19 protein-coding genes and 1 pseudogene are annotated in these 22563 nt (G+C 62.1%); 15 read left to right on the forward strand and 5 right to left on the reverse strand.

The features are described 5' to 3' along the window. Positions 1–160: 160 nt before the first annotated feature. The 11 genes from NW845_RS08590 (at position 161) to recF (ending at position 12922) form a co-directional block, all read left to right on the forward strand. Positions 161–712 (forward strand): TonB family protein, encoded by a 552-nt coding sequence (locus NW845_RS08590; protein WP_414378119.1) that lies wholly within the window; start codon positions 161–163, stop codon positions 710–712. Positions 713–730: 18 nt separating this feature from the next. Further along, positions 731–1639: an ABC transporter substrate-binding protein gene (locus NW845_RS08595; protein WP_414378121.1), complete on the forward strand. Its 909-nt coding sequence runs from the start codon at positions 731–733 to the stop codon at positions 1637–1639. Positions 1640–1722: 83 nt separating this feature from the next. Then, positions 1723–3276: a ferredoxin--nitrite reductase gene (locus NW845_RS08600; protein ID WP_414378123.1), complete on the forward strand. Its 1554-nt coding sequence runs from the start codon at positions 1723–1725 to the stop codon at positions 3274–3276. A gap of 59 nt (positions 3277–3335) precedes the next feature. Then, positions 3336–4640, forward strand: coding sequence for a CmpA/NrtA family ABC transporter substrate-binding protein (locus tag NW845_RS08605; RefSeq protein ID WP_414378125.1), 1305 nt, complete (start codon positions 3336–3338; stop codon positions 4638–4640). A 147-nt stretch (positions 4641–4787) separates the two neighbouring features. Next, positions 4788–5723, forward strand: a complete 936-nt coding sequence (gene ntrB, locus NW845_RS08610) for a nitrate ABC transporter permease (RefSeq protein ID WP_414378127.1) — start codon at positions 4788–4790, stop codon at positions 5721–5723. Positions 5724–5804: 81 nt separating this feature from the next. Next, the gene (locus NW845_RS08615; protein WP_414378129.1) at positions 5805–7796 is read left to right on the forward strand and encodes a nitrate ABC transporter ATP-binding protein; all 1992 of its coding nucleotides are present in this window, start codon (positions 5805–5807) and stop codon (positions 7794–7796) included. Positions 7797–7832: 36 nt separating this feature from the next. Beyond that, positions 7833–8675: an ABC transporter ATP-binding protein gene (locus tag NW845_RS08620; RefSeq protein ID WP_414378144.1), complete on the forward strand. Its 843-nt coding sequence runs from the start codon at positions 7833–7835 to the stop codon at positions 8673–8675. A gap of 155 nt (positions 8676–8830) precedes the next feature. Beyond that, the gene (locus NW845_RS08625; RefSeq protein WP_414360891.1) at positions 8831–9784 is read left to right on the forward strand and encodes a LysR family transcriptional regulator; all 954 of its coding nucleotides are present in this window, start codon (positions 8831–8833) and stop codon (positions 9782–9784) included. 39 nt (positions 9785–9823) lie between these two features. After that, on the forward strand, positions 9824–10864 hold the full coding sequence (locus tag NW845_RS08630; RefSeq protein WP_414378131.1) for an anthranilate phosphoribosyltransferase family protein: 1041 nt from the start codon (positions 9824–9826) through the stop codon (positions 10862–10864). Between the two features lie 211 nt (positions 10865–11075). Next, the gene (locus tag NW845_RS08635) at positions 11076–11627 is read left to right on the forward strand and encodes a DNA-binding protein (RefSeq protein ID WP_414378133.1); all 552 of its coding nucleotides are present in this window, start codon (positions 11076–11078) and stop codon (positions 11625–11627) included. A 128-nt stretch (positions 11628–11755) separates the two neighbouring features. Beyond that, positions 11756–12922, forward strand: a complete 1167-nt coding sequence (gene recF, locus NW845_RS08640; protein WP_414378135.1) for a DNA replication/repair protein RecF — start codon at positions 11756–11758, stop codon at positions 12920–12922. An 85-nt stretch (positions 12923–13007) separates the two neighbouring features. On the opposite strand, the gene NW845_RS08645 is transcribed toward recF, so the two are convergent. After that, a complete protein-coding gene (locus NW845_RS08645; RefSeq protein WP_414378146.1) occupies positions 13008–14558 on the reverse strand; it encodes a YifB family Mg chelatase-like AAA ATPase in 1551 nt (516 codons plus the stop codon). Positions 14559–14716: 158 nt separating this feature from the next. Here NW845_RS08645 and NW845_RS08650 point away from each other — a divergent pair, with 158 nt between their 5' ends. Continuing rightward, complete coding sequence (locus tag NW845_RS08650) at positions 14717–16642, forward strand: peptidase M3 (RefSeq protein ID WP_414378136.1); 1926 nt, start codon at positions 14717–14719, stop codon at positions 16640–16642. A gap of 281 nt (positions 16643–16923) precedes the next feature. On the opposite strand, the gene NW845_RS08655 is transcribed toward NW845_RS08650, so the two are convergent. Beyond that, positions 16924–17361, reverse strand: a complete 438-nt coding sequence (locus tag NW845_RS08655; protein ID WP_414364503.1) for a hypothetical protein — start codon at positions 17359–17361, stop codon at positions 16924–16926. Positions 17362–17547: 186 nt separating this feature from the next. On the opposite strand from NW845_RS08655, the gene NW845_RS08660 reads away from it, so the two are divergent. Then, positions 17548–18075: an adenine phosphoribosyltransferase gene (locus NW845_RS08660; RefSeq protein ID WP_414378138.1), complete on the forward strand. Its 528-nt coding sequence runs from the start codon at positions 17548–17550 to the stop codon at positions 18073–18075. A gap of 159 nt (positions 18076–18234) precedes the next feature. On the opposite strand, the gene NW845_RS08665 is transcribed toward NW845_RS08660, so the two are convergent. The 3 genes from NW845_RS08665 to glyA all read right to left on the reverse strand — a co-directional run bounded on the left by NW845_RS08665 (position 18235) and on the right by glyA (position 21319). After that, on the reverse strand, positions 18235–18801 hold the full coding sequence (locus NW845_RS08665; protein ID WP_414378140.1) for a hypothetical protein: 567 nt from the start codon (positions 18799–18801) through the stop codon (positions 18235–18237). Positions 18802–18865: 64 nt separating this feature from the next. Next, positions 18866–19969 (reverse strand): glycosyltransferase family 4 protein, encoded by a 1104-nt coding sequence (locus NW845_RS08670; protein WP_414378142.1) that lies wholly within the window; start codon positions 19967–19969, stop codon positions 18866–18868. A 24-nt stretch (positions 19970–19993) separates the two neighbouring features. Further along, positions 19994–21319 (reverse strand): serine hydroxymethyltransferase, encoded by a 1326-nt coding sequence (glyA, locus tag NW845_RS08675; protein ID WP_414378143.1) that lies wholly within the window; start codon positions 21317–21319, stop codon positions 19994–19996. Between the two features lie 228 nt (positions 21320–21547). On the opposite strand from glyA, the gene psaM reads away from it, so the two are divergent. Next, a complete protein-coding gene (psaM, locus tag NW845_RS08680; protein ID WP_414332959.1) occupies positions 21548–21640 on the forward strand; it encodes a photosystem I reaction center subunit XII in 93 nt (30 codons plus the stop codon). A 162-nt stretch (positions 21641–21802) separates the two neighbouring features. Next, positions 21803–22563: pseudogene (locus NW845_RS08685) on the forward strand (DNA helicase RecG); the annotation flags it as partial.

Here is a 22563-nt window from a genome sequence, read left to right on the forward strand (position 1 = left end):
TCGGCTGCGGGCGCGCGGTTTATTTTACAGATCCAACGCGGTCCCCGCCCGGTCGGGGGGCCCGACCCCTACACCCCCGCCGATGGCCGCCCCAACCCCTCCGCCGCCCTCCCCAACACCGACGGTCACCCCCTCACCGCAGCAGCCCCCTCCAACTCCGGTGGCTACCCCCACGGCCGCACCTGTGGCCAACAGGCCGCCCTCTGGGGCTGCTACGAGCGCTCCCATTCCGCGCTTCACCCCCCTCATCCAAGGGATCCGTTCGGGTGGCGGGGGCACTGCCGGGAGCAAGGGATCCGAATCCAGCGCTCCTGGGAGGGGTGTCGTTGCTGGCCTCAGTGGATCCCAGGCGCAGGGGTCTGCGCCGACAGCAGGAGAAGGGGCTGGGGAGGCTTCCCCTCCTACCTCCTCGCCTGCAGCAGTGGCTGCCAATCCGGACATCCTGGCCCGCCCCATTCCGGGTCGCAACCCGCCGCCACAGTACCCTCCCCAAGCCCGCCGCCTCGGCCAGCAAGGCCAAGTGCTGTTGCGGGCCAGGGTGGATGCCCAAGGGCAGGTGCAGCAGGTGGAAATTGTCTCTTCTAGCGGCTTCCCAGCCCTGGACAGGGCCGCACAAGAGGCGGTGCAAAGGTGGCAGTTTAGCCCCGCCTTGAGAAACAACACCCCGATTGAGTCGTGGGTGACGGTGCCGATTCAATTTACCCTCAATTGACTGTTTTGGAGATTGTCCATGCCGTCTTCTCTTTCTCGCCGTCAACTTTTTGTCCTTGGCCTGGCCAGCCTGGGGGTCTGGGGGATGGGTCGCCAGGCCCAAAGCCAGATCCCGCCAGCTCCGGTTCGGCGAGTGGCCAGCCTCACCCCCTTGACCGCCGATATTCTCTATCGCCTGGCCCCGGACAAACTGGTGGGGATCCCGGCCGGACGTTTGCTAGAGGCGGATCCCCGCTTTCAGGGCATAACTCGGCTGGGGCTGGGCAACCAACCTAACCTGGAGCCAATCGTGGCCCTGCAACCGGACTGGGTGGTGGGGGCCAGTGGCTTGCACACGGCTCTGGCAGAGCGATTGCAGGCATTGGGGATCCCCACCTATCTCACGCAGGTGGACAGTTGGGCTGCCCTGGAAGCAACCATCGCCACTCTGGCTGCGGCTGTGGGAGTGGATCCGGATCCCTTGCTGCGGGAGTACAGATCGCTTTTGCCCCAGGAGCTGCCCCCGGTTCGCCCCAAAACCCTGCTTTTGGTCGGCACCCAGCCGATTCTTGCTCCCAACTGGCAAAGCTGGGCCGGGGATCTGCTGGAGCGCTTTGGCGCCGACAACCTAACGGCTGCCCTGCAAAGCCAAGGGCAATTTCGCGGCTATGTCACCCTTGCGGCAGAGCGCATCCTGGAAGCCAACCCCGAGGTTTTGTTGGTGGTCAACCCGGAGGCGGCGGATCCCTTGGCGTTTTTCCGGGCCCGTCCCTTTTGGAACCAGTTGAAAGCCGTTCAAACCCAGAGGGTCTATGGATTTGACTACTACGGCTTAGTCAACCCAGGCACTCTAGACAAAATTAGAGCGGCCTGCGAGCAGTTGGCCCAGGTTTTGGGAAGAGAGGCCACTATGCGCTCCTCGCAAGTGAGTTATGACAAAACGGCATAACTTGTTACGAAGTGTAACGGCAAATACCAAAGTTAACGGTTGGCCATCGCTAAGGTAGCCGGTGTTCCCCTACGGCAGCGACGATGGCGAACCAATTTGAGCGCCTCAAAAGCGAAAAGGACGGGCTGGCGGTCAAAGCCGAGCTGGAAGCGTTTGCCCGCATGGGCTGGGAGAACATCCCTGAAGACGACCGGGATCACCGCCTCAAGTGGCTGGGGATCTTCTTTCGCAAGCGCACGCCCGGCCAGTTTATGCTACGGCTGCGCCTGCCCAATGGGATCCTGACCAGCGGCCAGATGCGGATGTTGGCGGCGATCATCCATCCCTATGGAAAAGATGGCGTAGCCGACATCACCACCCGGCAGAACCTGCAACTGCGCGGCCTCCCCATCGAGGAGATGCCCCAGATCTTGGGCTACTTGAAGGAGGTGGGCCTGACCAGCATCCAGTCGGGCATGGACAATGTGCGCAACATTACGGGATCCCCCCTCGCGGGCATTGACCCAGATGAGCTGATTGACGTGCGCGGCCTCACCCGCAAGGTGCAGGACATGGTAACCAACAACGGCGAGGGCAACCCTTCCTTCACCAATCTGCCGCGTAAGTTTAACATCGCCATCTGCGGTTGTCGCGACAACTCCGTTCATGCGGAGATCAACGACCTGGCCTTTGTGCCGGCCTTCAAAGCGGGCAAGCTAGGCTTCAACGTCTTGGTGGGGGGCTTTTTTTCGGCCCGCCGCTGTGCCGAGGCCATCGGGCTGGATGTCTGGGTGGATCCGCGCGATGTGGTTCCTCTGTGCGAGGCGGTGCTGCTGGTCTACCGGGATCACGGCCTGCGGGCCAACCGGCAGAAGGCGCGGCTGATGTGGCTCATTGACGAGTGGGGCCTGGAGAAGTTTCGGGCGGCTGTGGAGCGGCAGATTGGCCATCCGCTGTCCAGAGCGGCGGAAAAAGATGAGGTGGTCTGGCAGAAGCGGGATCTCCTGGGGGTGCATGCCCAAAAGCAGCTGGGCTTGAACTTCGTTGGCCTGCACGTGCCGGTGGGACGGCTGAATGCCCTGGAGATGATGGAGCTGGCCCGCCTAGCGGAGGTATACGGCTCCGGGGAGCTGCGGCTGACGGTGGAGCAGAACGTGCTCATCCCCAATGTGCCCGATTCGCGGGTGGCGCCGCTGCTTAAAGAGCCGCTCTTGAAAAAGTTCTCCCCCAACCCGGGGCCCTTGCAGCGGGGGCTGGTGTCCTGCACAGGCAACCAGTTCTGCAACTTTGCCCTCATCGAGACCAAAAACCGCGCTGTGGCTCTAATGGAAGAGCTGGAAGCCGAGCTGGAGATCCCGCAGACGGTGCGCATCCACTGGACGGGCTGCCCCAACTCCTGCGGCCAGCCCCAGGTGGCCGATATCGGCCTCATGGGCACCACCGCCCGCAAGGACGGCAAGCCGGTGGAAGCGGTGGACATCTACATGGGGGGAGAAGTGGGCAAAGACGCCAAGCTGGGCGAATGTGTGCGTCGAGGGATCCCTTGCGAAGACCTCAAGCCCGTCTTGGTGGAGCTGCTGATTGAGCACTTCGGGGCCAGGCCGCGCCAGCGTCCATCGGCTGCTCAAACTGCTTCTTCGCCCGTGATGGCTTGCTAAGTAGGGGCCAAGTCTGGGGAAGTTTTCTCTCTGCGTCGTGCAAAATCTTGGAGGTTCCGATGTCTAAACTGTTCTCCCGTCGCCAATTTTTGGCCGGGGCAGTCGCCCTGGCAGCAGGAGCAGCCGCGGCTGGGATCCCACGCGCCCAATCGCAATCTTTGGGTCAGGGCTACTGGGTGGCCCAGGCCGATACTCCCGAGACCCCGCGGGCCAAGCTGGGGTTCATTGCTCTCACCGACGCCGCCCCCCTGATCATCGCCAAAGAGAAGGGGTTTTTTGACAAGTACGGCATGAAGGACGTGGAGGTGGTCAAGCAGGCCTCTTGGGGCACCACCCGCGACAACTTGGTGCTGGGATCCGCTGCTGGCGGCATCGATGGGGCGCACATTCTCACCCCCATGCCCTATCTCATCACCACCGGCAAAGTTACCGATGGCAAGCCGGTACCGATGTACATTCTGGCCCGCCTGAACTTGGACGGTCAGTGCATCAGCATTGCCAACGAGTACCGGGATTTGCAAATTGGCCTGGATAGTTCCCCCCTCAAAGCCAAGTTTGCGGAAGCGCGAGCTGCCGGCAGGGATCCCAAATGCGCGGTAACCTTCCCCGGCGGCACCCACGACCTGTGGATGCGCTACTGGCTGGCCGCCGGCGGGATCGATCCCAATGGCGATGTCTCTGTCATTGTGGTGCCGCCGCCCCAGATGGTGGCCAACATGAAATCCAAAACGATGGAAGCCTTCTGTGTGGGCGAGCCTTGGAATGCTCAACTGGTGAACCAAAAAGAGGGCTATACCGCCCTCACCACCGGCGAGCTGTGGAATCGCCATCCTGAGAAAGCCTTTGCTCTGCGGGCTGACTGGGTGGATGCCCACCCGAAAGCCACCTTGGCGCTGTTGAAGGCGGTGCAAGAAGCCCAGATCTGGTGCGACCAAATGGAGAACAAAGAGGAAATGTGCCGGATCATCGGCGACCGCCGCTGGCTGGGGGTTCCTGTGGCCGATATCTTGGGTCGCGCCAAAGGCACCTTTGACTACGGCACCGGCAAAGTGGTGCAAAACAGCCCCCACCTGATGAAGTTCTGGCAAGACAATGCTTCCTACCCCTTCAAGAGCCACGACCTTTGGTTCCTGACCGAAGACATCCGCTGGGGCTATCTGCCCGCCGACACGGATACCAAAGCCCTGGTGGACAAGGTCAACCGAGAAGATCTCTGGCGCGAGGCCGCCAAAGCCATTGGCCAAGAGGCCGCCATTCCCCCCAGCACCTCTCGCGGCGTGGAAACCTTCTTCGATGGGGTGAAGTTCGACCCCGAAAATCCGGCTGCCTATCTGGAGAAATTGGCCATCAAGAAGCTGGCCTAGCCTGCTCCTTCCAGGGCTTGCAGAACACCTGCAAGCCCCCTGTCCGAGAGATTTCCCTAAGAGCCCCCAGACAGGTTCAAATTAAACCTCTTCTCTCTTGCACTTTCCCTACGCTGACTTTGACCATAGCCCTACTCTCAGCAAACTATGCATCTTCTCCACTTTGCCTTGAAGGTGGGCTGCCACCTCTTCCCTTTGCTCATCCGCTTAGGCCGTTGGCTGCTGAGCCAAGGTGCCTCTCTTCAGGCCCAGGCCGGGATCCCTTCTGCCACGAGCTCTGGATCCGCTTGGAGGCAACGAGTCCGGATCCATCAAGCGCTGCGCCGCGTTCTCTTGCCCGCTACGGCAATTTTCATCGTGCTCCTGCTCTGGCAAATCCTCTACAGCCGGCCCGGCGCCAACCTGCCCACCCCGCTCCAAGTTTGGCAGGACACCTGGGATCCCCTCATTAAAGATCCCTTTTTTGACTACGGCGGCAACGCCAAAGGACTGTTCTGGCAAATCTGGGCCAGCCTGCAGCGGGTGTTCATTGGGTTTTTCTTGGCCAGTCTGGTGGGGGTTTTGGGCGGCATGGTGATCGGGGTCAACCGCTGGCTGCATGAGGCTTTGGATCCCATTGTTCAGGTGTTGCGCACGGTGCCACCTCTGGCTTGGCTGCCGATTTCTTTGGCCGCCTTTCGCGATGCCAACCCCTCCGCCATTTTTGTTATCTTCATCACGGCCCTCTGGCCCATTTTGATCAACACCATTGCCGGTGTACAGCGGATCCCACAGGACTACCGCAATGTGGCCAGAATTGTACGCATGTCCGGCTGGAAGTATTTCTTTAAGATTGTCTTTCCGGCCACGGTGCCCTACATCTTTACCGGCCTGCGCATCGGGGTGGGCCTCTCTTGGCTGGCGATTGTGGCTGCAGAAATGTTGGTTGGCGGGGTGGGCATCGGCTTCTTCATTTGGGATGCCTGGAATAGCTCCCGCATCAGCGAAATTATTGTGGCTTTGATCTATGTCGGCCTGGTTGGCCTTTTGTTGGATCGGGTTACGGCTTGGATTGGCTCGCTGGTGGTTGCCGAGGATCACTAGGTTGGACTGAGCCCGGAGTTGGCTGCTGACAGTTTGCTCACTTTTCAAAAATGAATCTCAAGGGATCCCTTAGGTAGCATCATGAAGACTCAGCCCTACATCGAAGTTGACCATGTAGACAAAGACTTTTTCCTGGACAATGGGGAGGTTTATCCCGCTCTAAGAGACATCCATCTGGAGATCCAAAAAGGGGAATTTGTCTCGCTAATTGGCCACTCCGGCTGCGGCAAGTCCACCCTCCTCAACATCATCGCCGGCCTGGAAAAACCCTCCCGCGGCGGCGTGCTGCTGGAAGGCCGGCAGATGACGGAGCCCGGCCCGGAGCGCATGGTGGTGTTCCAGAACTATTCCCTGTTGCCCTGGCTGACGGTGCGGGAAAACATCGCCCTAGCCGTGGACGAGGTGCTGGGATCCCTTCCCCAAGCAGAGCGAGCCCGCATCGTGGAAGAGCACATCCGCCGCGTGGGTTTGCAGGGGGCAGCCGACAAGCGGCCCGCCCATCTGTCGGGGGGGATGAAACAGCGGGTGGCCATTGCCCGGGCTTTGGCCATTCGCCCGCGGGTGCTGCTGCTGGATGAGCCGTTTGGGGCGTTGGACGCCCTCACCCGCGGCAGCCTGCAGGAGCAACTGATGGAGATTGCCCAGGCGGAGCAGCTCACCTGTATTTTGGTTACCCACGATGTGGATGAGGCGCTTCTGCTTTCGGATCGGGTGGTGCTGCTGACCAATGGCCCGGAGGCCCGCATCGGCCAGATCTTGCGGATCCCGTTTCCGCGGCCGCGCCACCGGTTGGAAGTGGTGAATCACCCCGAGTACTACAGCCTGCGGGGGGAGATGATCTACTTTCTCAACCAGCAAAAGCGGGCCCGCCAGAAAACTCCTACCCGTGTGGCCATCGCCAAGGGGGGGCTGGAAAAAGTCAACTTGGCAATTGGCTTTGTGCCCCTCAACGACTGCGCCCCTCTGGTGGTGGCCCAAGAAAAGGGCCTGTTTCAGAAGCACGGCCTGGAACAGGTCACGCTGGTCAGGGAGCCGGGCTGGAAAACCCTCTGGGAAGGGATCCGCTCCGGTCGGCTGGATGCGGCCCTGGTGGTGGCCGGGATCCCTTTGGCCTCTACCCTGGGGGTGGGCGGGGTACCGGTGCCTTTGGTAACTGCGCTTACTGTTTCCCGCGGCGGCAACGCCATCACCTTTGGGCGCCGACTCCTGCTGCAGGCCTTCCAGAGCCCCTGGGATCTTCGCCAGTACCTCCGCCAAACTCCCGATACGGTTCATACGCTGGGGGTGGTGCACCCGGCCTCGATGCACAACTTCCTATTGCGCTATTGGCTGGCCAGCGGCGGCGTGGATCCGGATCGAGAGGTGACGTTGACGGTGATCCCGCCGCCGCAGATGGTGGCCCACCTCAAGGCCGGCAACATCGACGGCTACTGCGTGGGCGAACCCTGGAACTCCCGCGCCGTGCGGGAACAGGTGGGGGTTATCGTTGCCACCACTCCCGAACTCTTGCCCAGCCACATCGAGAAAGTCCTGGCGGTGCGCCAAGACTGGGCCCAAAGCTACCCCCGCACCCACGTGGCTCTGGTCAAGGCGCTGCTGGAGGCCTGTCACTACTGCGATCAGCCGCAGCACCGTCCCCAGATCCTGGAGTGGCTGGCCCAGCCCCAGTATGTGGGCGTGGTCACAGCCGATCTGGAGCCGGGGTGGAGGGGCATCCTGCAGCGGGGCATTGCCGATGAATCGCAGGTGATTGTCGGTTTCCACCAGTTTGCCAACGGGCGCAACACCTGCCCCGAACGCTTGGAGCATCTCTGGATCCTGACGCAGATGGCTCGCTGGGGCATCTGCCCCTTCCCTCGCAATTGGGTTGCTGTCCTCGACCAAGTGCTGGATGACAAAACCTACGCCCTAGCTGCCAGAGAACTGGGGCTGCCGGATCGGGCCCACGATCGCGGGGCTTTGCTCTTTGCCGACGGATCCCGCTTTGATGGCGAGGATCCCTTGAACTACCTGGAGTCGGTGGCCATTCGCCAGGAGCTGAAGCTGCAGGAATACCCCCTCAGCAAGGTCTAGTTTTTGCCCTACTGAACTCAACTGGAAGGCTTTATGATGACCCACTCTCGCTTAACTTCTTTGTCCTTTTCTTCAGCCTCTTCCCTCTCAGGTCTGCCCCTTCTTTCCCTTCAGAATGTGGGCAAGACCTACTTTACGGCGGCAGGAGCCTTTGTGGCGCTAGAAAATGTCAACTTGGAAGTGGCCGCCGGCGAATTTGTCTGCATCATCGGCCACTCCGGCTGCGGCAAGTCCACCTTGATCAACATGGTGGCCGGGTTTTCTGCTCCTACTTCGGGATCCATCACCCTCAAGGGCCAGCCCATCACCGCCCCAGGGCCGGATCGGATGATGGTGTTCCAGAACTATTCCCTTCTGCCCTGGCTGACGGCTTTTGAAAATGTTTATTTGGTGGTGGACCAGGTCTATCCCGATAAATCCCCTAGAGAGAAAAGGGAAATCGTTCAAGAACACCTAGAACTCGTGGGTTTGGCCGAAGCAGCCCACAAGCGGCCCAAGCAGCTCTCCGGGGGTATGAAGCAGCGAGTGGCCATTGCCCGCGCGCTGGCGGTGCGCCCAGAAGTGCTGTTGCTGGATGAGCCCTTCGGGGCCTTGGATCCCATTACCAAGCAAGAGCTGCAGGATGAGCTGCTGGCCATTTGGCGAGATCACCGCTGCACGGTTTTGATGATTACCCACGACATCGACGAGGCTCTTTATCTGGCAGACCGGGTGGTGATGATGACCAATGGCCCTGCTGCCCATATTGGCGAGATTTTGACGATCCCCTTTGGGCGACCGCGCAGCCGCGCGCGCATCATGGAAATGCCGGAATTTTACGAATTGCGCAACTCTGCCCTCGACTTTCTCTACCGTCGCGCCGCCCTTGTCTTGGATTGAGGGGGAGCCAGTCTCGTCAAGGCGGCACGGCGAGCAGCGCTCCTCCCCAATACCAGAGTCTTACAGCAAGGTTTGGTAGCGGTACCTACACCAAGTCGAGGGATCCCTGGCTAAAATCCCACAGCAGTTGGGCCATCACTCCGGAGAGGTTCTCGGTGCGTTTGGAGCTGTTGCAGGCTTTCCTGAACGTCGTCGAAAGCGGCAGCTTTTTGGCTGCTGCCCGCTGCAGTGGCTTGACCCAGTCTGCCATCAGCCGCCGAATTCAGGCCTTGGAAGAAGAGGTGGGCGCTCCGCTACTGCATCGCAAGAGCCCGCTGGCTTTGACAGTGGCGGGGGAACGGCTCCTACCCCATGCCCGGCGCATCTGTCAGGAGTGGCAGCAGGCCCAAGAGAGCATTCGGGAATGGCTACGGGGTGAGCAAAGCGAGCTCTGCGTTGCCGGGATCCACTCGCTGATTGCCTATCGACTGCCGCCGGTGCTCCAGGAGTTCTGCCGAGAGTACCCGCAGGTGCAGTTGCGGGTCACGGCCCTGGGCAGCGACCGCGCTTTGAAGGTGCTCAAGGATGGGCTGGTGGATGTGGCTTTGGTGATGGAAAATCCCTGGCTGAGGCGGGGAGCTGAACTGGTGGTGGAGCCGCTGTATTCGGAGCCCATTCAGGTGTTGATGGCCGCCAGCCATCCCCTTAGCCGCTACGAGCGGATCCCTTGGCCAGTGTTGGCCGAGTACCCCCAGGCCGTATTTAAAGATGGCTATGCTATGCGCGCTTGGGTGGGATCCCACCTGGCCCGCCAAGGGTTAACTCTCAAGGCAGCGCTGGAGCTGAACACGCTGGATGCCTTCCGCGGCGTCGTTCGCCAGGGGCAGTTGATTGCCCTCCTGCCAGAATCGGCTCTGGTGGACTGCCACGCCGACCCAGAACTCCAGGTGCGGCCTACTGAACCCCCCTTGTTGCAGCGACAGGTGGTGGCAGTTACCACCCGTGACCGCTATCAGATCCCACCCATTCGCCGCTTTTTGCAGTTGGCAGCCCAACTGCTCCGCCCGCCTGCTCCTTCTAAGAGGTCCGACGTCGAGGCGTTGGTCCCGGCCAAGGTGCTGTCGGCTTAGTTGGAGACTTACCCTCCCCCGCTCCAGACTGCCAAGGCTATGAGCCATGAGTTTCGCGAGCTGTTGAAGAAAATTGGCAGTGGCACCCACACCCACGAGGATCTCACCCGCGGCGAAGCCGCCCAGGCTACTTGGCTGCTCCTTGCGGGCAAAGCCACCCCAGCCCAGATTGGGGCCTTCTTGATTGCCCACCGCATCAAGCGCCCCACCGCCGAAGAGCTGGCTGGTATGTTGGATGCCTATGCCGAGTACGGCCCTCGCCTTCGCCAACGGGATCTGCCCCACCCCTTGGTGATCTTTGGCCACCCCTACGATGGCCGCTCCCGCACAGCACCGCTAGGGGTGTTGGTGGCTCTGGTATTGGCAGCGGCGGGGGCAGCCGTTTTGCTGCATGGCTCCGGCTTTTGCCCTCCCAAGTATGGTCTGCCTCTGGAGGTGGTCTGGCGAGGCTTGGGGGTGGACTGGCGAGGATGGTCGCTGGAGCAAGTGGGCCAGTCCCTGGAGCAAACGGGCTTGGGATTTTTGTATTTACCAGATTGTTTTCCCCAAGCCCAGGCCCTGATGGAGTACCGGGATCAAATTGGCAAGCGCCCTCCCCTGGCCACCTTGGAGCTGGTCTGGTCACCCTACGAGGGCCCCTTTCATTTGGTGGCTGGCTACGTGCACCCCCCTACCGAGGCTACGATGCTGGAGTTGTTTGCCCTGCAAGGGATCCAAAGCTTTACCACGGTCAAGGGACTAGAGGGCAGCAGCGACCTACCGCGGGAGCGGACGGCTATCCTCAACCACTGCGGGGAACGGCTGCTGCTCAAAGCCCGCGACCATCACCTGGCCGGCCCCGAGATCCCGCTGGCGGAGGAGAAAGAGTTGCTGCGGCAGATGCACCAGCTCCTCAACGGCGATCCCTCTCCTCTTACTCCAGCAGTACTCTGGAATGGCGGTAGCTACCTCTGGCTGCTGGGCTATGCTCACTCCCTCAGCGAGGGGATCCAGCAAGCCGAGGAATTGCTCCGCTCTGGCCGGGTGAGGGAAAAGTTGCAACAGCTCCAACAACAGGCTCACCTGGCCCGGTTTTCCTAGGGATCCCTTCTCGCCTCAAGATATTCCGCAAGGGAAAGCCCACGGGGCCAACCCCAAACCGGCTTGTCCTGTCGATTGGAGTTTGTAACCCTGCCGATCCGTGCTTCCTTCACCGGTGCCCTCGGCTGTTCCCTGCCGATTTTGCTGCTCCTCACTCCCCTGGTGCTGGGATCCCCGGCGCAAGCCCAGCGGGGCCGCCGCCCCCGTACCGATGCAGCCGAGTTGGCAGAGCCCGCGGGAGCTGGGGCGGGCCAACCACGACCTGGCCAAAGCGCAGCGGCACCTGGCGGAAGCCAGCTTCTTCGCCCAGCGGGGATCCTCTCCGGAAGCCGCCCGTCTCCTGGAGCTGAGCCGCCAGAGCTTGGCCGAGGCCCAGAACGCTCTGCAAAGGGGGAATGTCTTCGCCGTCCGCGAGCAGGCCAAAGCGGCGGAAAACTTGGCCAAAGCCGCCAAGGCGCTCTACGAAGCGGAGTTGGGCTTTGGGAGCCGTCCTGGTCGTTCCTTCTTTGAGGCCCCCTTGCGCGCCCAGGAGTCCCTCAGCCGGCTGCAGGCGGAGATGGCCTTTGCCAACATCACCGCCGGCCCTGTGGCCGAGCTGCAGCAGCAAGCCCAGCAGTTGTTGAGCAGGGTCAATACCGATCCGGGCAGCCACACCTTCGCCGACTACAGCCGCAGCAAGGTTGCCCACCACTCGGCCCGCGCTGCGTTGCATCTGTTGGCGGCAGAGCGCCTGAGCGGTTTGGGATCCCTGGGCAGCCTCTAAGCGCCCCCTGGTTGAGGCAGCCCGCTCTCTTCTCCTAACCCTGCAGCAGTTGCGTTAGAGTAAAGGCCCCCGCCGCGGGGGCCGTTCTTGTTCCCAGAAATCCAGAGTCAGTAGCCCACCCTCGTCGAGTGTACCTGCGTTTTCTGCACCTGTGGCACTTCCGCAACTACCGGGATCAGGGGATCCCCTTCGAGGCACCCAAGACCATCCTGGTGGGGGAGAACGCCCAGGGCAAGACCAACCTTTTGGAGGCAGTGGAGCTCTTGGCCACCTTGCGCTCGCGGCGGGCCAGCCGGGATCGGGAGCTGGTGCAGCAGGGGGAAGAGAGGGCGCGGATTGCCGCCACCGTGGAACGGCTGGGGGTGGCCCACGAGCTGGCAATGGAGCTGCGCAGCCAGGGGGGGCGATCCCTGAGGGTTAACGGCCAGGTGCTACGGCGACAATCTGACTTTTTGGGGCAGGTGAGTGCCGTGGTGTTCTCCAGCCTGGATCTGGAGCTGGTGCGAGGGGGGCCAGAGGCGCGACGCCATTGGCTAGACGGGGTGTTAATCCAACTGGAGCCTGTTTATGCCGACTTGGTGGAGCAGTATCGCCAGATCCTCAAGCAGCGCAATGCCCTCTTGAAGCAGGATCCCAAGGATTCCATCCCGCCGACGCAAGGAGCCGCCAGCAACAAAGCTTCTCAGATGGCCTTCTGGGACGCACAACTGGCCACCAGCGGCAGTCGTATCGTGCGCCGTCGCGCCCGGCTGTTGCAGCGGCTAGAACCCCTGGCCGCCCGCTGGCACCAAACCATCAGCGGCGGACGGGAGACCCTCAGCCTCACCTATCGCCCCCAGGTGCCCCTGCCGGATCCCCAGACCGATCCCGCGGCGGTTCAGGCCCAATTCTTGGCAGAGATCCGCGCCAAGGCTGCTGCCGAACAGGCTTTGGGCACTTCCCTGGTCGGCCCCCACCGGGACGAGGTGGAGCTGAGCCTCGACGGATGGCTGGCTCGTGCCTACGGATCCCAGGGGCAGCAGCGCACCTTGGTCTTGGCCCTCAAACTGGCGGAGCTGGAGCTGATTGAGCAGGTGAAGGGGGATCCGCCCTTGCTGCTGTTGGACGACGTGCTGGCGGAGCTGGATCTGCACCGCCAAAACCAGCTCTTAGGGGCCATTCAAGAGCGGGTGCAAACTTTGGTTACCACCACCCACCTAGGATCCTTTGACACCGCTTGGCTCAAGGGAGCGCAAATCCTTCACGTGCACCAGGGGCAAATTTCTCCCTCCCCCGCCTCACTCCCCTTGGCTTAAAGCAAGCCAATCCCCCAGCATACTCCCCTCTCCCTCTGGGAGAGGGGCCGGGGGTGGTCGCGTGAGCGGCGCGGAGCGCTTGGGCTCAGAGCCGCCCGCGATCCAGGCTGCGATACTGAATCGCCTCGGCAAGGTGGGTGGGGGCAATGGCCTCGGCGCCCTCCAGGTCGGCAATGGTGCGGGCCACCTTGAGGATGCGGTCGCTCCCCCGCGCAGAGAGGCCCAACTTTTGGATGGCACTCTCTAGGAGCTTACGACAGGGATCCGACAGAACACACCACTGCCGCAGGTGGCGGGGTTGCATCTGGGCGTTGCAGTGGATCCCAGGTTCGTCCTGGAAGCGCTGCCGTTGGCGTTGCCGCGCCCGTTCCACCCGCTGCCGCACCGCTTGGGAGGATTCGCCCCCCTGGAGGCGGACAATTTCTTCCGGCTTGAGGCGGTTGACCCGCACCTGCAAATCAATGCGATCGAGCAGCGGGCCGGAGAGCTTGGACCAGTAGCGCTCCCGCTGCTGCGGCGTACAGGTGCAGGGCTGAACGGGATCCCCGTAGAAGCCGCAGGAACAGGGGTTGGTGGAGGCCACCAGGGTGGTTTGGGCGGGAAACTCTAAAGAAACGCGGGCGCGGGAGATGGTAACCTTGCCGTCTTCCAAAGGCTGGCGCAGCACCTCCAGCACCTCACGGCGAAATTCCGTCAGTTCGTCCAAGTACAGGACACCGTGGTGAGCAAGGGAGATCTCACCAGGCTTGGGGTAGGGGCCACCACCCACCAGCGCCACCGCCGAGGCCGAATGGTGGGGAGCCCGAAAGGGTCGCTGCGTAATCAGGGGAGTCTGGCGTCCTAGGTGCAGGTTTTGCCGTAGCAGGCCCGCTGCTGAGTAGATGCGGGTGATCTCCAACATTTCCTCCCACTGCAGCCGGGGCAGGATGCCGGGCAGACGCCGCGCCAGCATGGTTTTGCCCGCTCCTGGGCTGCCCACCAGCAGCAGGTTGTGCCCGCCGGCCGCCGCAATCTCCAGAGCCCGCCGGGCGTGTTCCTGCCCCTTCACATCGGCCAAATCCAGTAAGGGTTCCGTTTCAGGGGGCAGCAGCTGCTCCGGCTGGATCCGCACTGGCTCAACTCCCTGGGGGTTTTGCAGCCAGCTCACCACCGCCGCCAAAGAGGGCAGCCCATACACCTGGATCCCTTGCACCAGGGCTCCTTCCGGAGCATTCTCCTGGGGCACCACCAGGCGGCGGATCCCTATCTCGGCGGCACTGGCGGCAATGGGCAAAACGCCCGCTACGGGGCGCAGGGTGCCATCCAGGGCCAATTCCCCCAGCAGCAGGGTGTTGGCCAGCGCTTCTCCCTCAACCACTCCTGCGGCTGCCAGAATGCCGATGGCGATGGGCAGATCAAAGCTGGGGCCCTCTTTGCGCAGATCAGCGGGGGCCAAGTTGACGATGATCCGCCGCTGCGGCAGGGCAAAGCCGGAGTTCTTGATGGCTGCCCGTACCCGCTCTTTGGCCTCTTGAACGGCTGTGTCGGGCAGCCCCACCAGGGTAATCTGCGGCAAGCCACCGCCAACGTCCACCTCCACCGTGACCCGCACGGCCTTGAGTCCCAGTAGAGCAGCAGCAGTGACCTGGGCAAACAAAAGCGTCGCCTCCTCTGGAAAGCTTTTCCACCAATGATTGTCTCCCGACACCTATCCTGGAGGAAGTACATTGGCTTGTGCAGGCCTAATCCTCAGCTGCTGCTGGGTTGGCTTAGCTGACAAGCCAAAGAGGGGATGCCCCCATCTCTAGGAGGCTGGTGCTGGTGGTCTTTCCTACGGCTGAACCCCCTTTTGAGCGTTTCGCCGGCTCTGGGCATGCCCCAAGCTGGAATGACCTGGAGGAGCAGGTGCAGCAGTTTGCCCGGCGCTACCGGGGGCAAGTGGCCCAGCTCAGCCCACCAGAGCTGGGGAAGGCGCTGCAGATCTTGGCGCAGCTGACGCAAGCTCTGGCGGCCCACCTCGCCGGGGACAGGGAAGGGATCCCAGCTGACTCCGGTTGGACAGGGGCAGTCCCCAACTGGAGGGATCTGGAGCGGGCTATCTCCCTGCAGAGCCACTTGCTGTTTTTCCCTCTGGAGTTGCAGTCGCTGCCGGCTGTTTCCCCCGACGAACCTGCAGCCGAGCTGCCACTTGAGTCAAAGGATCAGCGCTTGGATCTTTTGGTTGCTGCCTGTGTCGAGCCGCTGCTGCGCCCCTTTCGCCAGTTTTTGTGGGGCCTCTTCCAGCAGCGGGGCCATCAACAGGCGGAGCCTCTGGAGCGCCTGCTCCACCAGCAGCGCCTGGCTGGACGCTTGGCCTGGCGGCAGTTGTGGCAAGTCACCCTCGCCTCCCTCCCTGGCCAGGGCCTGGGGCTCCCCCAACCCCAGTCGGCGGAAACGCTTACCCACCTGCAGAGCCTGCAAACCCATCCCAGCGCCGAGATCCGCTGGGCGGCCTACCAGCGGTTGGGCCAACACTTGGAAGCCCATGCAGAGCTGGGGGGATTTATTCTCAGCATCCTCATTCGCGACCACCTCTGGGAGGCCCAGTGGCGGGGCTACGATTCTGCCGTCGATCTGTACCTGGCTCGCCACGGCCTCGACCAGACCTTTTGGGAGCATCTGCTAGACGGGATCCACGATCGCTTTGACCTGTTCCAGCGCTACTACCGCCTAAAAAGCCGCGCCTTGAGCCGTTCCATCCGTACCTGCGACCTCTATGCCCCTTGGGGAGATCCGGCTCCTCGCCTCACTGCCGCCGAGGCCACCTTCCTGGTCTGGTCTGCTTTGCAGGAGTTCTGCCCCGAGTGCGCTGCCCAAGCCAAGCCCTGGCTGCCGGAAATTACCTCTCAACTGGAAGCAAGCCGTGGGGAGACCGACTCCTTCCCTTGGCCCCTAGAGACGCCCCTTCCAGGGGGTGAATCCCTTGCCTCCCTACTGCGAGCCCTTGCAGCCCTCAGCCGGCGGCTCCGGCCTGAGGAGCCCCGACTTTGGCTGGAGCTAGAGGAGTTGCAGGGAGCTACTCGGCCCTCCTGGGAGGTGGGGGTGCATACCGCGTTTTTACAGCAGATGCTGCTAGGCTACCTGCTTGAGACGGCGCGAGGCACACCAGGGGGGGTGCCTCTCCGTTTCCGCAATGGCGTCAGCGGGCCGGAGACCTTTCTCTCCAGCAGCCTCCAGTTGGCCCAAGCCCTGTTGATTTACCACCTGGAGGCCCAGCTGCAGGCTGTGTTTTACCAGAGCTTGATTGCGCGGCTGGAGCTGCTTCTCTACCGCTCGGGGATCCCAGGGGGCGACACCCCTCTGCTGGCGCCCTCTGAGGCCAGCCCTACCTACTGGGTCAGCGAAGAGTGGCTGAAGCTGTGCCAAGAGCTGTGTGGCGATGCGGTGGAGCTGCTGCCGGAAGACCAGTTCCGCTGGGTGGGGATGCCGGAGCTGTTTCTCCGCCCTTTTAGCAGCCATCAGGCCAGCCTGGCCAGACTGGTTGCCCTGGCCTGCCACCGCCAGTATCATCTGTCTCCCCGCACCTTCTTGCCCCGTTACCTGAATTGGCTGGCCAGCCCGCCCGGATCCCTGACCTGGGAAGAATCGGCCCAGATGCTCCAGGTGAAGCTGAGCGACCCAGAGGCAGTGTTGCAGGGGTTGGAGGAGCTGGAGCGTTGGATCGAGGTGCTGGAAGAGCTGCTAGAAGAGGAGCAAGACTAGAGGAGGGCTACCGGCCGACCGTTGGCATCGGCGGAATGGCCGCGTCACCCCTGGTAGGGGGAGCCCCGGGCTGCCGCTAGTCAGGGTTTTGCTGAAGAAAACCGCTCGCGTAAGCGGGACGGGCTCCTCACAGGGGTTCGTTTCTGTTTAGCGTTGTACAAGTCCCCCGGAGCGGCTATCTCATTCCCACCATTGCGGCCAGCCGCGCCATCAACTGCCAGGGCCGCGAGCGCGGTTCTGTTACCGAAGTGCTGGTCTCGTCAAAGTAGCCGGCCAGACGGCTACTCGATCACCACATTCTTGGGCCCGCTGTTCACCTCTGGGCGACCCTGATTGAAGTTGGCCAGGAACGTGTCCGGATCCTTGAGGCTGAAAACCAACTTTTTGCAGGATACTTGCAGCCCCAGGGGCCCCAGCAGGGGGATGAAGAGGGTCTTTTCCTGCAGCAGCGGGATGGCAATTACCCCCTGGGTGCTGGTTACCGCGCCCACCAGCCCCTGGAAATCGGTGCGCACGCCCAGGCCGTAGAACCAGGGCCAAGAGAAGCGCTCCCCTTGTCCCAACTCGCTCAGGGAGAAGGTTTCGTTGAACAGGTTGCCCGCCCGGACAATCAACTTGTCCTGCAGCAGATCGACGTAAGCCGACTCACTGCCCACCCCAAACAGAGCCAGCGGCAAACTTGCCAGCGGATTGGAGTCAATGGCCATGTAATAGCGCATGAGAAGTCTCCAGAGTCAGGAACAGAAAGACCAGGTGAGCCGCGGCTCCTAGCCCTGCCAATTATAAAAAATCTTCCCCGGTGCCGAACGGACAAAAAGGGATCCCATCTGCCCTTAAGCTAAGCAGGTATGATGGGTTGCTTGGAGCGCCCTTTCGGCAAGCCACTGGCCAACGAGGAAAACAGGATGGATTTGCGCGCCTTCATCCGCTTGGTGCCCGATTTTCCCAAACCCGGGATCCTCTTTCGCGACATAACCCCCCTCTTGGGGGATCCGGCGGGCTTCCGGGCTGCTATTGAACAATTGGCCGCTGGCACCACCTCTATGGGATCCCTGGACTATGTGGTGGGCATTGAGTCGCGGGGGTTTATTTTGGGGGCTGCTTTGGCTCAGCGTTTGGGGTTGGGATTTGTCCCGGTTCGCAAACCCGGCAAGTTGCCGCCGCCGGTGCTCAGCCAAACCTATAGCCTAGAGTACGGCCAAGACCAGTTGCAACTTCATGCCCACGCCCTGCGCCCCGGCAACCGGGTGGTGATCGTAGATGATGTCATCGCCACCGGGGGCACCGCCGCTGCCACCGCCCAATTGGTGGCCCAGAGCGGGGCTGAGGTGGGGGGGTTTGCCTTCTTGATCGAGCTGGCTTTCTTGTCAGGTCGCAAGCTCCTGCCCCCTGAGATCCCCACCCATGTGGTGATGGTGGACGAATCCAACTGAGGGATCCGCCGGCCCCACTCCCAACCAGAACGAAGAAATTCCTCTAGATCCCTGTAGGCAGGAAGTCAGGTCTGGATACGCGGTTCCACACCCCAGCTATTTGAGATCCTACACCCCTAATCTTGGGCTGCAGATAGCAGGGCAACGGCGTAGGCAACCTCACCGCTGGCGCAGCGGCTGGCGGACGGTCACCTCTGGTGCTTTGGCTTTGGGCAGAGGTTGGGTCAGGTGGCTGAGCTGAGCTTGCGCCTGCAGTTGTTCCTCAATCCAGTCGGCCAGCTCCCGCATGTAGAGGGCCACGTGGAGGGCGTAGTCGCGCCGCACCAGCTCCACCCCTTTTGCAGCCAGGCGGGCCAAGATAACCGGATCGCTCAGCTCTTCCAGGGCGGCAAAGTCCTCTGGCTGGTCAAACCCCAGCTCTGCCATTTTTTCGAACACATATCCCAGCCGCAGGCCCGTGGCCTCACACTGGGCTTCCCAGGGATCCCTCAGGACAAAGGCAGCAGTGCGGTAGGCCGTTTGGGCAATGGAGCGCCAGGTGCCGCGGTGGATGCGCAGGCTAAGCTGCTGCTGATTCCAGCCCAGGGCTTCCCGCACCAGCAGGCCGCAATTGCAGCGGGTACTATCCCGCCAGCAGTACTCGCGATCCCAAAAGCCCCAGTGCTGGGCCTGTAGGCGATCAGCAGTGCGGCGCAAAAGAGCCGCCAGCTCCGGTGTAGGACGCATCGTCAAGGCGGCAGAGGAGATACCTTCCAGTCTAGGCAGGCGGGCGGCTGGGAACAACCCAGGCTTAATCCTTTTTTGAATTAACTGAATCTGTTGCTTGAACCTCGGTATCTTCAGCAGCCAAAGACCGTTGCCGCTGACGCTGGCGTTGCCAGGCCCCCCAGCTTACTCCCGCCAACAGCAGCGAGGCGCCGCCCAGGTAGGTGCCCCCTGCCGGCAGGCCGGCCAAGGCCAAGGCCAGGGATCCCCCCCAAAGGGTCATGGCGTAGATCAAGAGCACTGAATGCCGCTGCGACAGGCCGGCTTTGAGCAGGCGATGGTGCAAGTGGCCCTTGTCGGGATGAAAGGGGGACTTGCCCCTGGCCAGCCGCTTGAGGATGACGGCAGACATATCCAGGATTGGCACGGCGAGGATAAAAAACGGCAGGGCCACCGCCAGCGTGGTCACCCCCTTGGCCACCCCAATGACCCCGATCCCGGCTAGGGTAAAGCCCAAAAAGTAGGCTCCCCCATCTCCCATGAAGATCTGAGCCGGGTTGAAGTTGTAGCGCAAAAAGCCCAGACAGGCCCCTGCCAAGGCTGCCGCCAGCATCGCCGCCGCCGGCCGATCCAGCAGCAGCGTTACCATCAGCATCACGACTGCCGCGATCCCTGACACCCCTGCCGCCAGCCCATCCAGGCCGTCCATGAAGTTGATGGCGTTGGCCATCCCCACCAGCCACAGCAGGGTAACCAGCAGGCTCAACCACACCGGGAAGGGCCAGAGGCCAAGGCGCGGTAGGTTGATGAACTCAATGCGCACCCCCACTCCCCAAGCGGCGGCAGCCACCCCAAACTGCATCGCCAGGCGGGAAAAGGGCGACAACTGAAACAGATCGTCGGCCAGGCCAATCAAAAAAAACAAAACGCCGCCAATGGTTACCCCCCAGATCTCGTACTCCTGCTCGGTGCGCAAGCCGGCGAAGGCTCCGGCTCCCCAGAGCAAGAGTAGTGCCACCAGGTTGCCAAAAAAGATAGAGACCCCCCCTAGGCGCACCATCGGCTGCCGGTGGATCTTGCGCTCATCGGGAAAATCCAACTGGCCGCTGCGGATCCCGACCGCCTTCACCACCGGGGTTGCCCAGAGAACCACACAGGCAGCAGCCAAAAAGGCAACCAAGTAAGGCATGGCAAGCCGTAGCGGGGAGGGGGGTTATCCCAAGTGGGGGTAGAGCGGAAAACGGCGGCAAAGCTCGGCCACTCGCCGGCGGCAGGCTTCGAGCACAGCCAGATCCCCCGGTTGAAACAGGCAATCGGCAATAATTTCCCCAATTTCCTCAAATTCTGCCGCGCCCAGGCCGCGGGTGGTCAGGGCCGGGGATCCCAGGCGCAGGCCGCTGGCCACAAAGGGCGGCTGCGGGTCAAAGGGGATGGTGTTTTTGTTGGCGGTAATGTGGATCTCCTCCATCAGGCGATCCGCCCGCTTGCCCGTCATCACCGGATCGGCAGCCCCGTTTTTCTCCAGCACTGCCGAGACCGAGCGCAGATCCAGTAACATCAGGTGGTTGTCGGTGCCCCCCGAAACCAGCCGGATGCCCCGTCGTTGCAGCGTTGCCGCCAGGGCCTGGGCATTGGCAATGACCTGGGCTGAGTACTGGGCAAAGCTGGGCTGCAGGGCTTCTCCAAAGGCCACCGCCTTGCCGGCAATGACATGCTCCAAAGGCCCCCCTTGGCTGCCGGGGAACACCGCCTTGTCCAGCTTTTTGCCCAATTCCGGGTCGCGGGTGAGAATCAGCCCGCCGCGCGGCCCTCGCAGCGTCTTGTGGGTGGTGGTGGTTACCACATCGCAGAGGGGTACGGGGTTGGGGTGGTGCCCAGTGGCTACCAGGCCAGCGATGTGGGCAATGTCTGCCATCAGATAGGCCCCCACCTCATCGGCAATGGCGCGGAAGGCAGCAAAATCAATTGTCCGCGGGTAGGCGGAGTAGCCGCAGATAATCAGCTTAGGCCGGTACTGCAGGGCCAGATCCCGCACCTGGTCAAAATCAATCCGCTCCGTCTGCGGATCCACGCCATAGTGCACCACGCGGAACCACTTGCCAGAGACATTGACTGGCGAGCCGTGGGTGAGGTGGCCGCCGTGGGCCAGATCCATGCCCATGATCGTGTCTCCTGGCTGCAGCAGAGCCAAGAAAACCGCGAAATTGGCCTGGGCACCGGAGTGGGGCTGGACATTGGCGTGGGCCGCCCCAAACAGTTGCTTGGCGCGGTCGATGGCCAGTTGTTCGATCTCGTCGATAAATTCGCAGCCGCCGTAGTAGCGCTTGCCGGGTAGACCCTCCGCATACTTGTTGGTAAGCACCGAGCCCTGCGCCGCCAGGACAGCCGGCGAGGTGAAGTTCTCGCTGGCAATCATTTCCAGGTGATCCCGCTGGCGCTTGAGCTCTTGCTGGATGAGGCGGTAAACGATGGGATCCGTTTCGGCCAAAATGGCCAGGTTGTCCCGGGGAGTGGTTAGGCTGTGGGGGGCGGCTACCATGGTGACGCCAAGAGCAAACGTTGCAAAGAAAAAAAGGCCAGAATTACCCTGCGGTCGCAACAGCGTTGCGAAGCAACATCGTAACACAATTGAGGCCAGGGGATCCCGCAGCGGCTAAGCGCAGAACCAAAGGCCGCTTTGTAAAGAATGTTTTTGGGCCCCAGGTCTGGTCACCAGCCGGGGTAAAGTGAGGGGCAGGTTTACAGCACTGGGTTTTAGGAGTTGGCTATGACCGACGCGCAAGTTTTCACCATCCTGGCCATTGCCCTGGTGCCGGCAGTGATGGCCGTGCTGCTGGGATCCGCCCTGGCCCGCAGCTAGTTTCCATCTGGAAGAATAAGGTTGCTCTGGATCCGGGGGCCTGTCCTATAGAGCAGGCCCTTTTGAGTTGAGGCCCAGGGGCTGCGCCTGGGACGCTTTGCCATTGGCTAAAGTTGGATAAAGGATACTACCGGCAGCCAACCCAGAAGCAACTTGAGCCAGGTGGATCTACAGCGGGTTCAGCGCGCCCTTTCTCTGGAAGCGGAGGTGGGGTTTACCGACCTGCGGGGGCGAGAGCAGACCTTCTCCCAATTTTTGCAGAGCGTGTTTGGCCAGGATCCCCCCGCTGGCTGGATCCTGGATGGAGAAGCGCGACGGCGGTGGAAAGAACTGGGATCCCGCTATCGCCTCTACCCCCAGCTAGAGCTGCCGGAGCGGCAGCACCTGGTGGCGGAAACCCGCCGCTGGCTGGAGCGGCTGCGTCGCCAGCAAGAACAAGCCCACTCTGCTCCACCCAGCCCTGCTTTGCCCCTGCCCAAGGGCCTTAGTTTGGAGCAGCCGCTGCAATTTCTCAAGGGCATTGGCCCCAAGTCGGCGGAGAAACTGGCGCAACTGGGCCTGCACACTGTGCGCGATGCCCTCTACTACTTCCCACGGGATCACCTGGACTATTCCCGCCGCGTGCTCATCCGCCAGGCCAAGGTGGGGGAGACGGTTACCCTGGTGGGGACGGTGAAAAGCTGCAGTTGCTTTACCAGCCCCAAAAACCCCTTGCTGACCATCTTCAACCTCAAGCTTGCCGACAAAAGCGGCGTAGTCACCCTCAGCCGCTTCTACAGCGGGCGGCAATTTGCCCAGCGCAGTTGGCAGGCGGCCCTGGAGCGGCAGTACCCCAAGGGGGCAGTGGTGGCGGCCAGCGGTCTGGTGAAAAAGGGCCGCTTGGGCTTGACACTGGAGAACCCGCAACTGGAGGTGCTGGGGGG

The sequence above is a fragment of the Synechococcus sp. H60.2 genome, assembly GCF_047462315.1.
Classification (GTDB): Bacteria; Cyanobacteriota; Cyanobacteriia; order Thermostichales; family Thermostichaceae; genus Thermostichus.

Bases quoted from the DNA above. Each gene is read 5' to 3' on its own strand.
- NW845_RS08595 (WP_414378121.1), top strand. From the start codon at position 731: ATGCCGTCTTCTCTTTCTCGCCGTCAACTTTTTGTCCTTGGCCTGGCC.
- NW845_RS08600 (WP_414378123.1), top strand. From the start codon at position 1,723: ATGGCGAACCAATTTGAGCGCCTCAAAAGCGAAAAGGACGGGCTGGCG.
- NW845_RS08605 (WP_414378125.1), top strand. From the start codon at position 3,336: ATGTCTAAACTGTTCTCCCGTCGCCAATTTTTGGCCGGGGCAGTCGCC.
- ntrB (WP_414378127.1), top strand. From the start codon at position 4,788: ATGCATCTTCTCCACTTTGCCTTGAAGGTGGGCTGCCACCTCTTCCCT.
- NW845_RS08615 (WP_414378129.1), top strand. From the start codon at position 5,805: ATGAAGACTCAGCCCTACATCGAAGTTGACCATGTAGACAAAGACTTT.
- NW845_RS08620 (WP_414378144.1), top strand. From the start codon at position 7,833: ATGACCCACTCTCGCTTAACTTCTTTGTCCTTTTCTTCAGCCTCTTCC.
- NW845_RS08630 (WP_414378131.1), top strand. From the start codon at position 9,824: ATGAGCCATGAGTTTCGCGAGCTGTTGAAGAAAATTGGCAGTGGCACC.
- NW845_RS08635 (WP_414378133.1), top strand. From the start codon at position 11,076: ATGCAGCCGAGTTGGCAGAGCCCGCGGGAGCTGGGGCGGGCCAACCAC.
- NW845_RS08655 (WP_414364503.1), bottom strand. From the start codon at position 17,361: ATGCGCTATTACATGGCCATTGACTCCAATCCGCTGGCAAGTTTGCCG.
- NW845_RS08660 (WP_414378138.1), top strand. From the start codon at position 17,548: ATGGATTTGCGCGCCTTCATCCGCTTGGTGCCCGATTTTCCCAAACCC.
- NW845_RS08665 (WP_414378140.1), bottom strand. From the start codon at position 18,801: ATGCGTCCTACACCGGAGCTGGCGGCTCTTTTGCGCCGCACTGCTGAT.
- NW845_RS08670 (WP_414378142.1), bottom strand. From the start codon at position 19,969: ATGCCTTACTTGGTTGCCTTTTTGGCTGCTGCCTGTGTGGTTCTCTGG.
- glyA (WP_414378143.1), bottom strand. From the start codon at position 21,319: ATGGTAGCCGCCCCCCACAGCCTAACCACTCCCCGGGACAACCTGGCC.
- psaM (WP_414332959.1), top strand. From the start codon at position 21,548: ATGACCGACGCGCAAGTTTTCACCATCCTGGCCATTGCCCTGGTGCCG.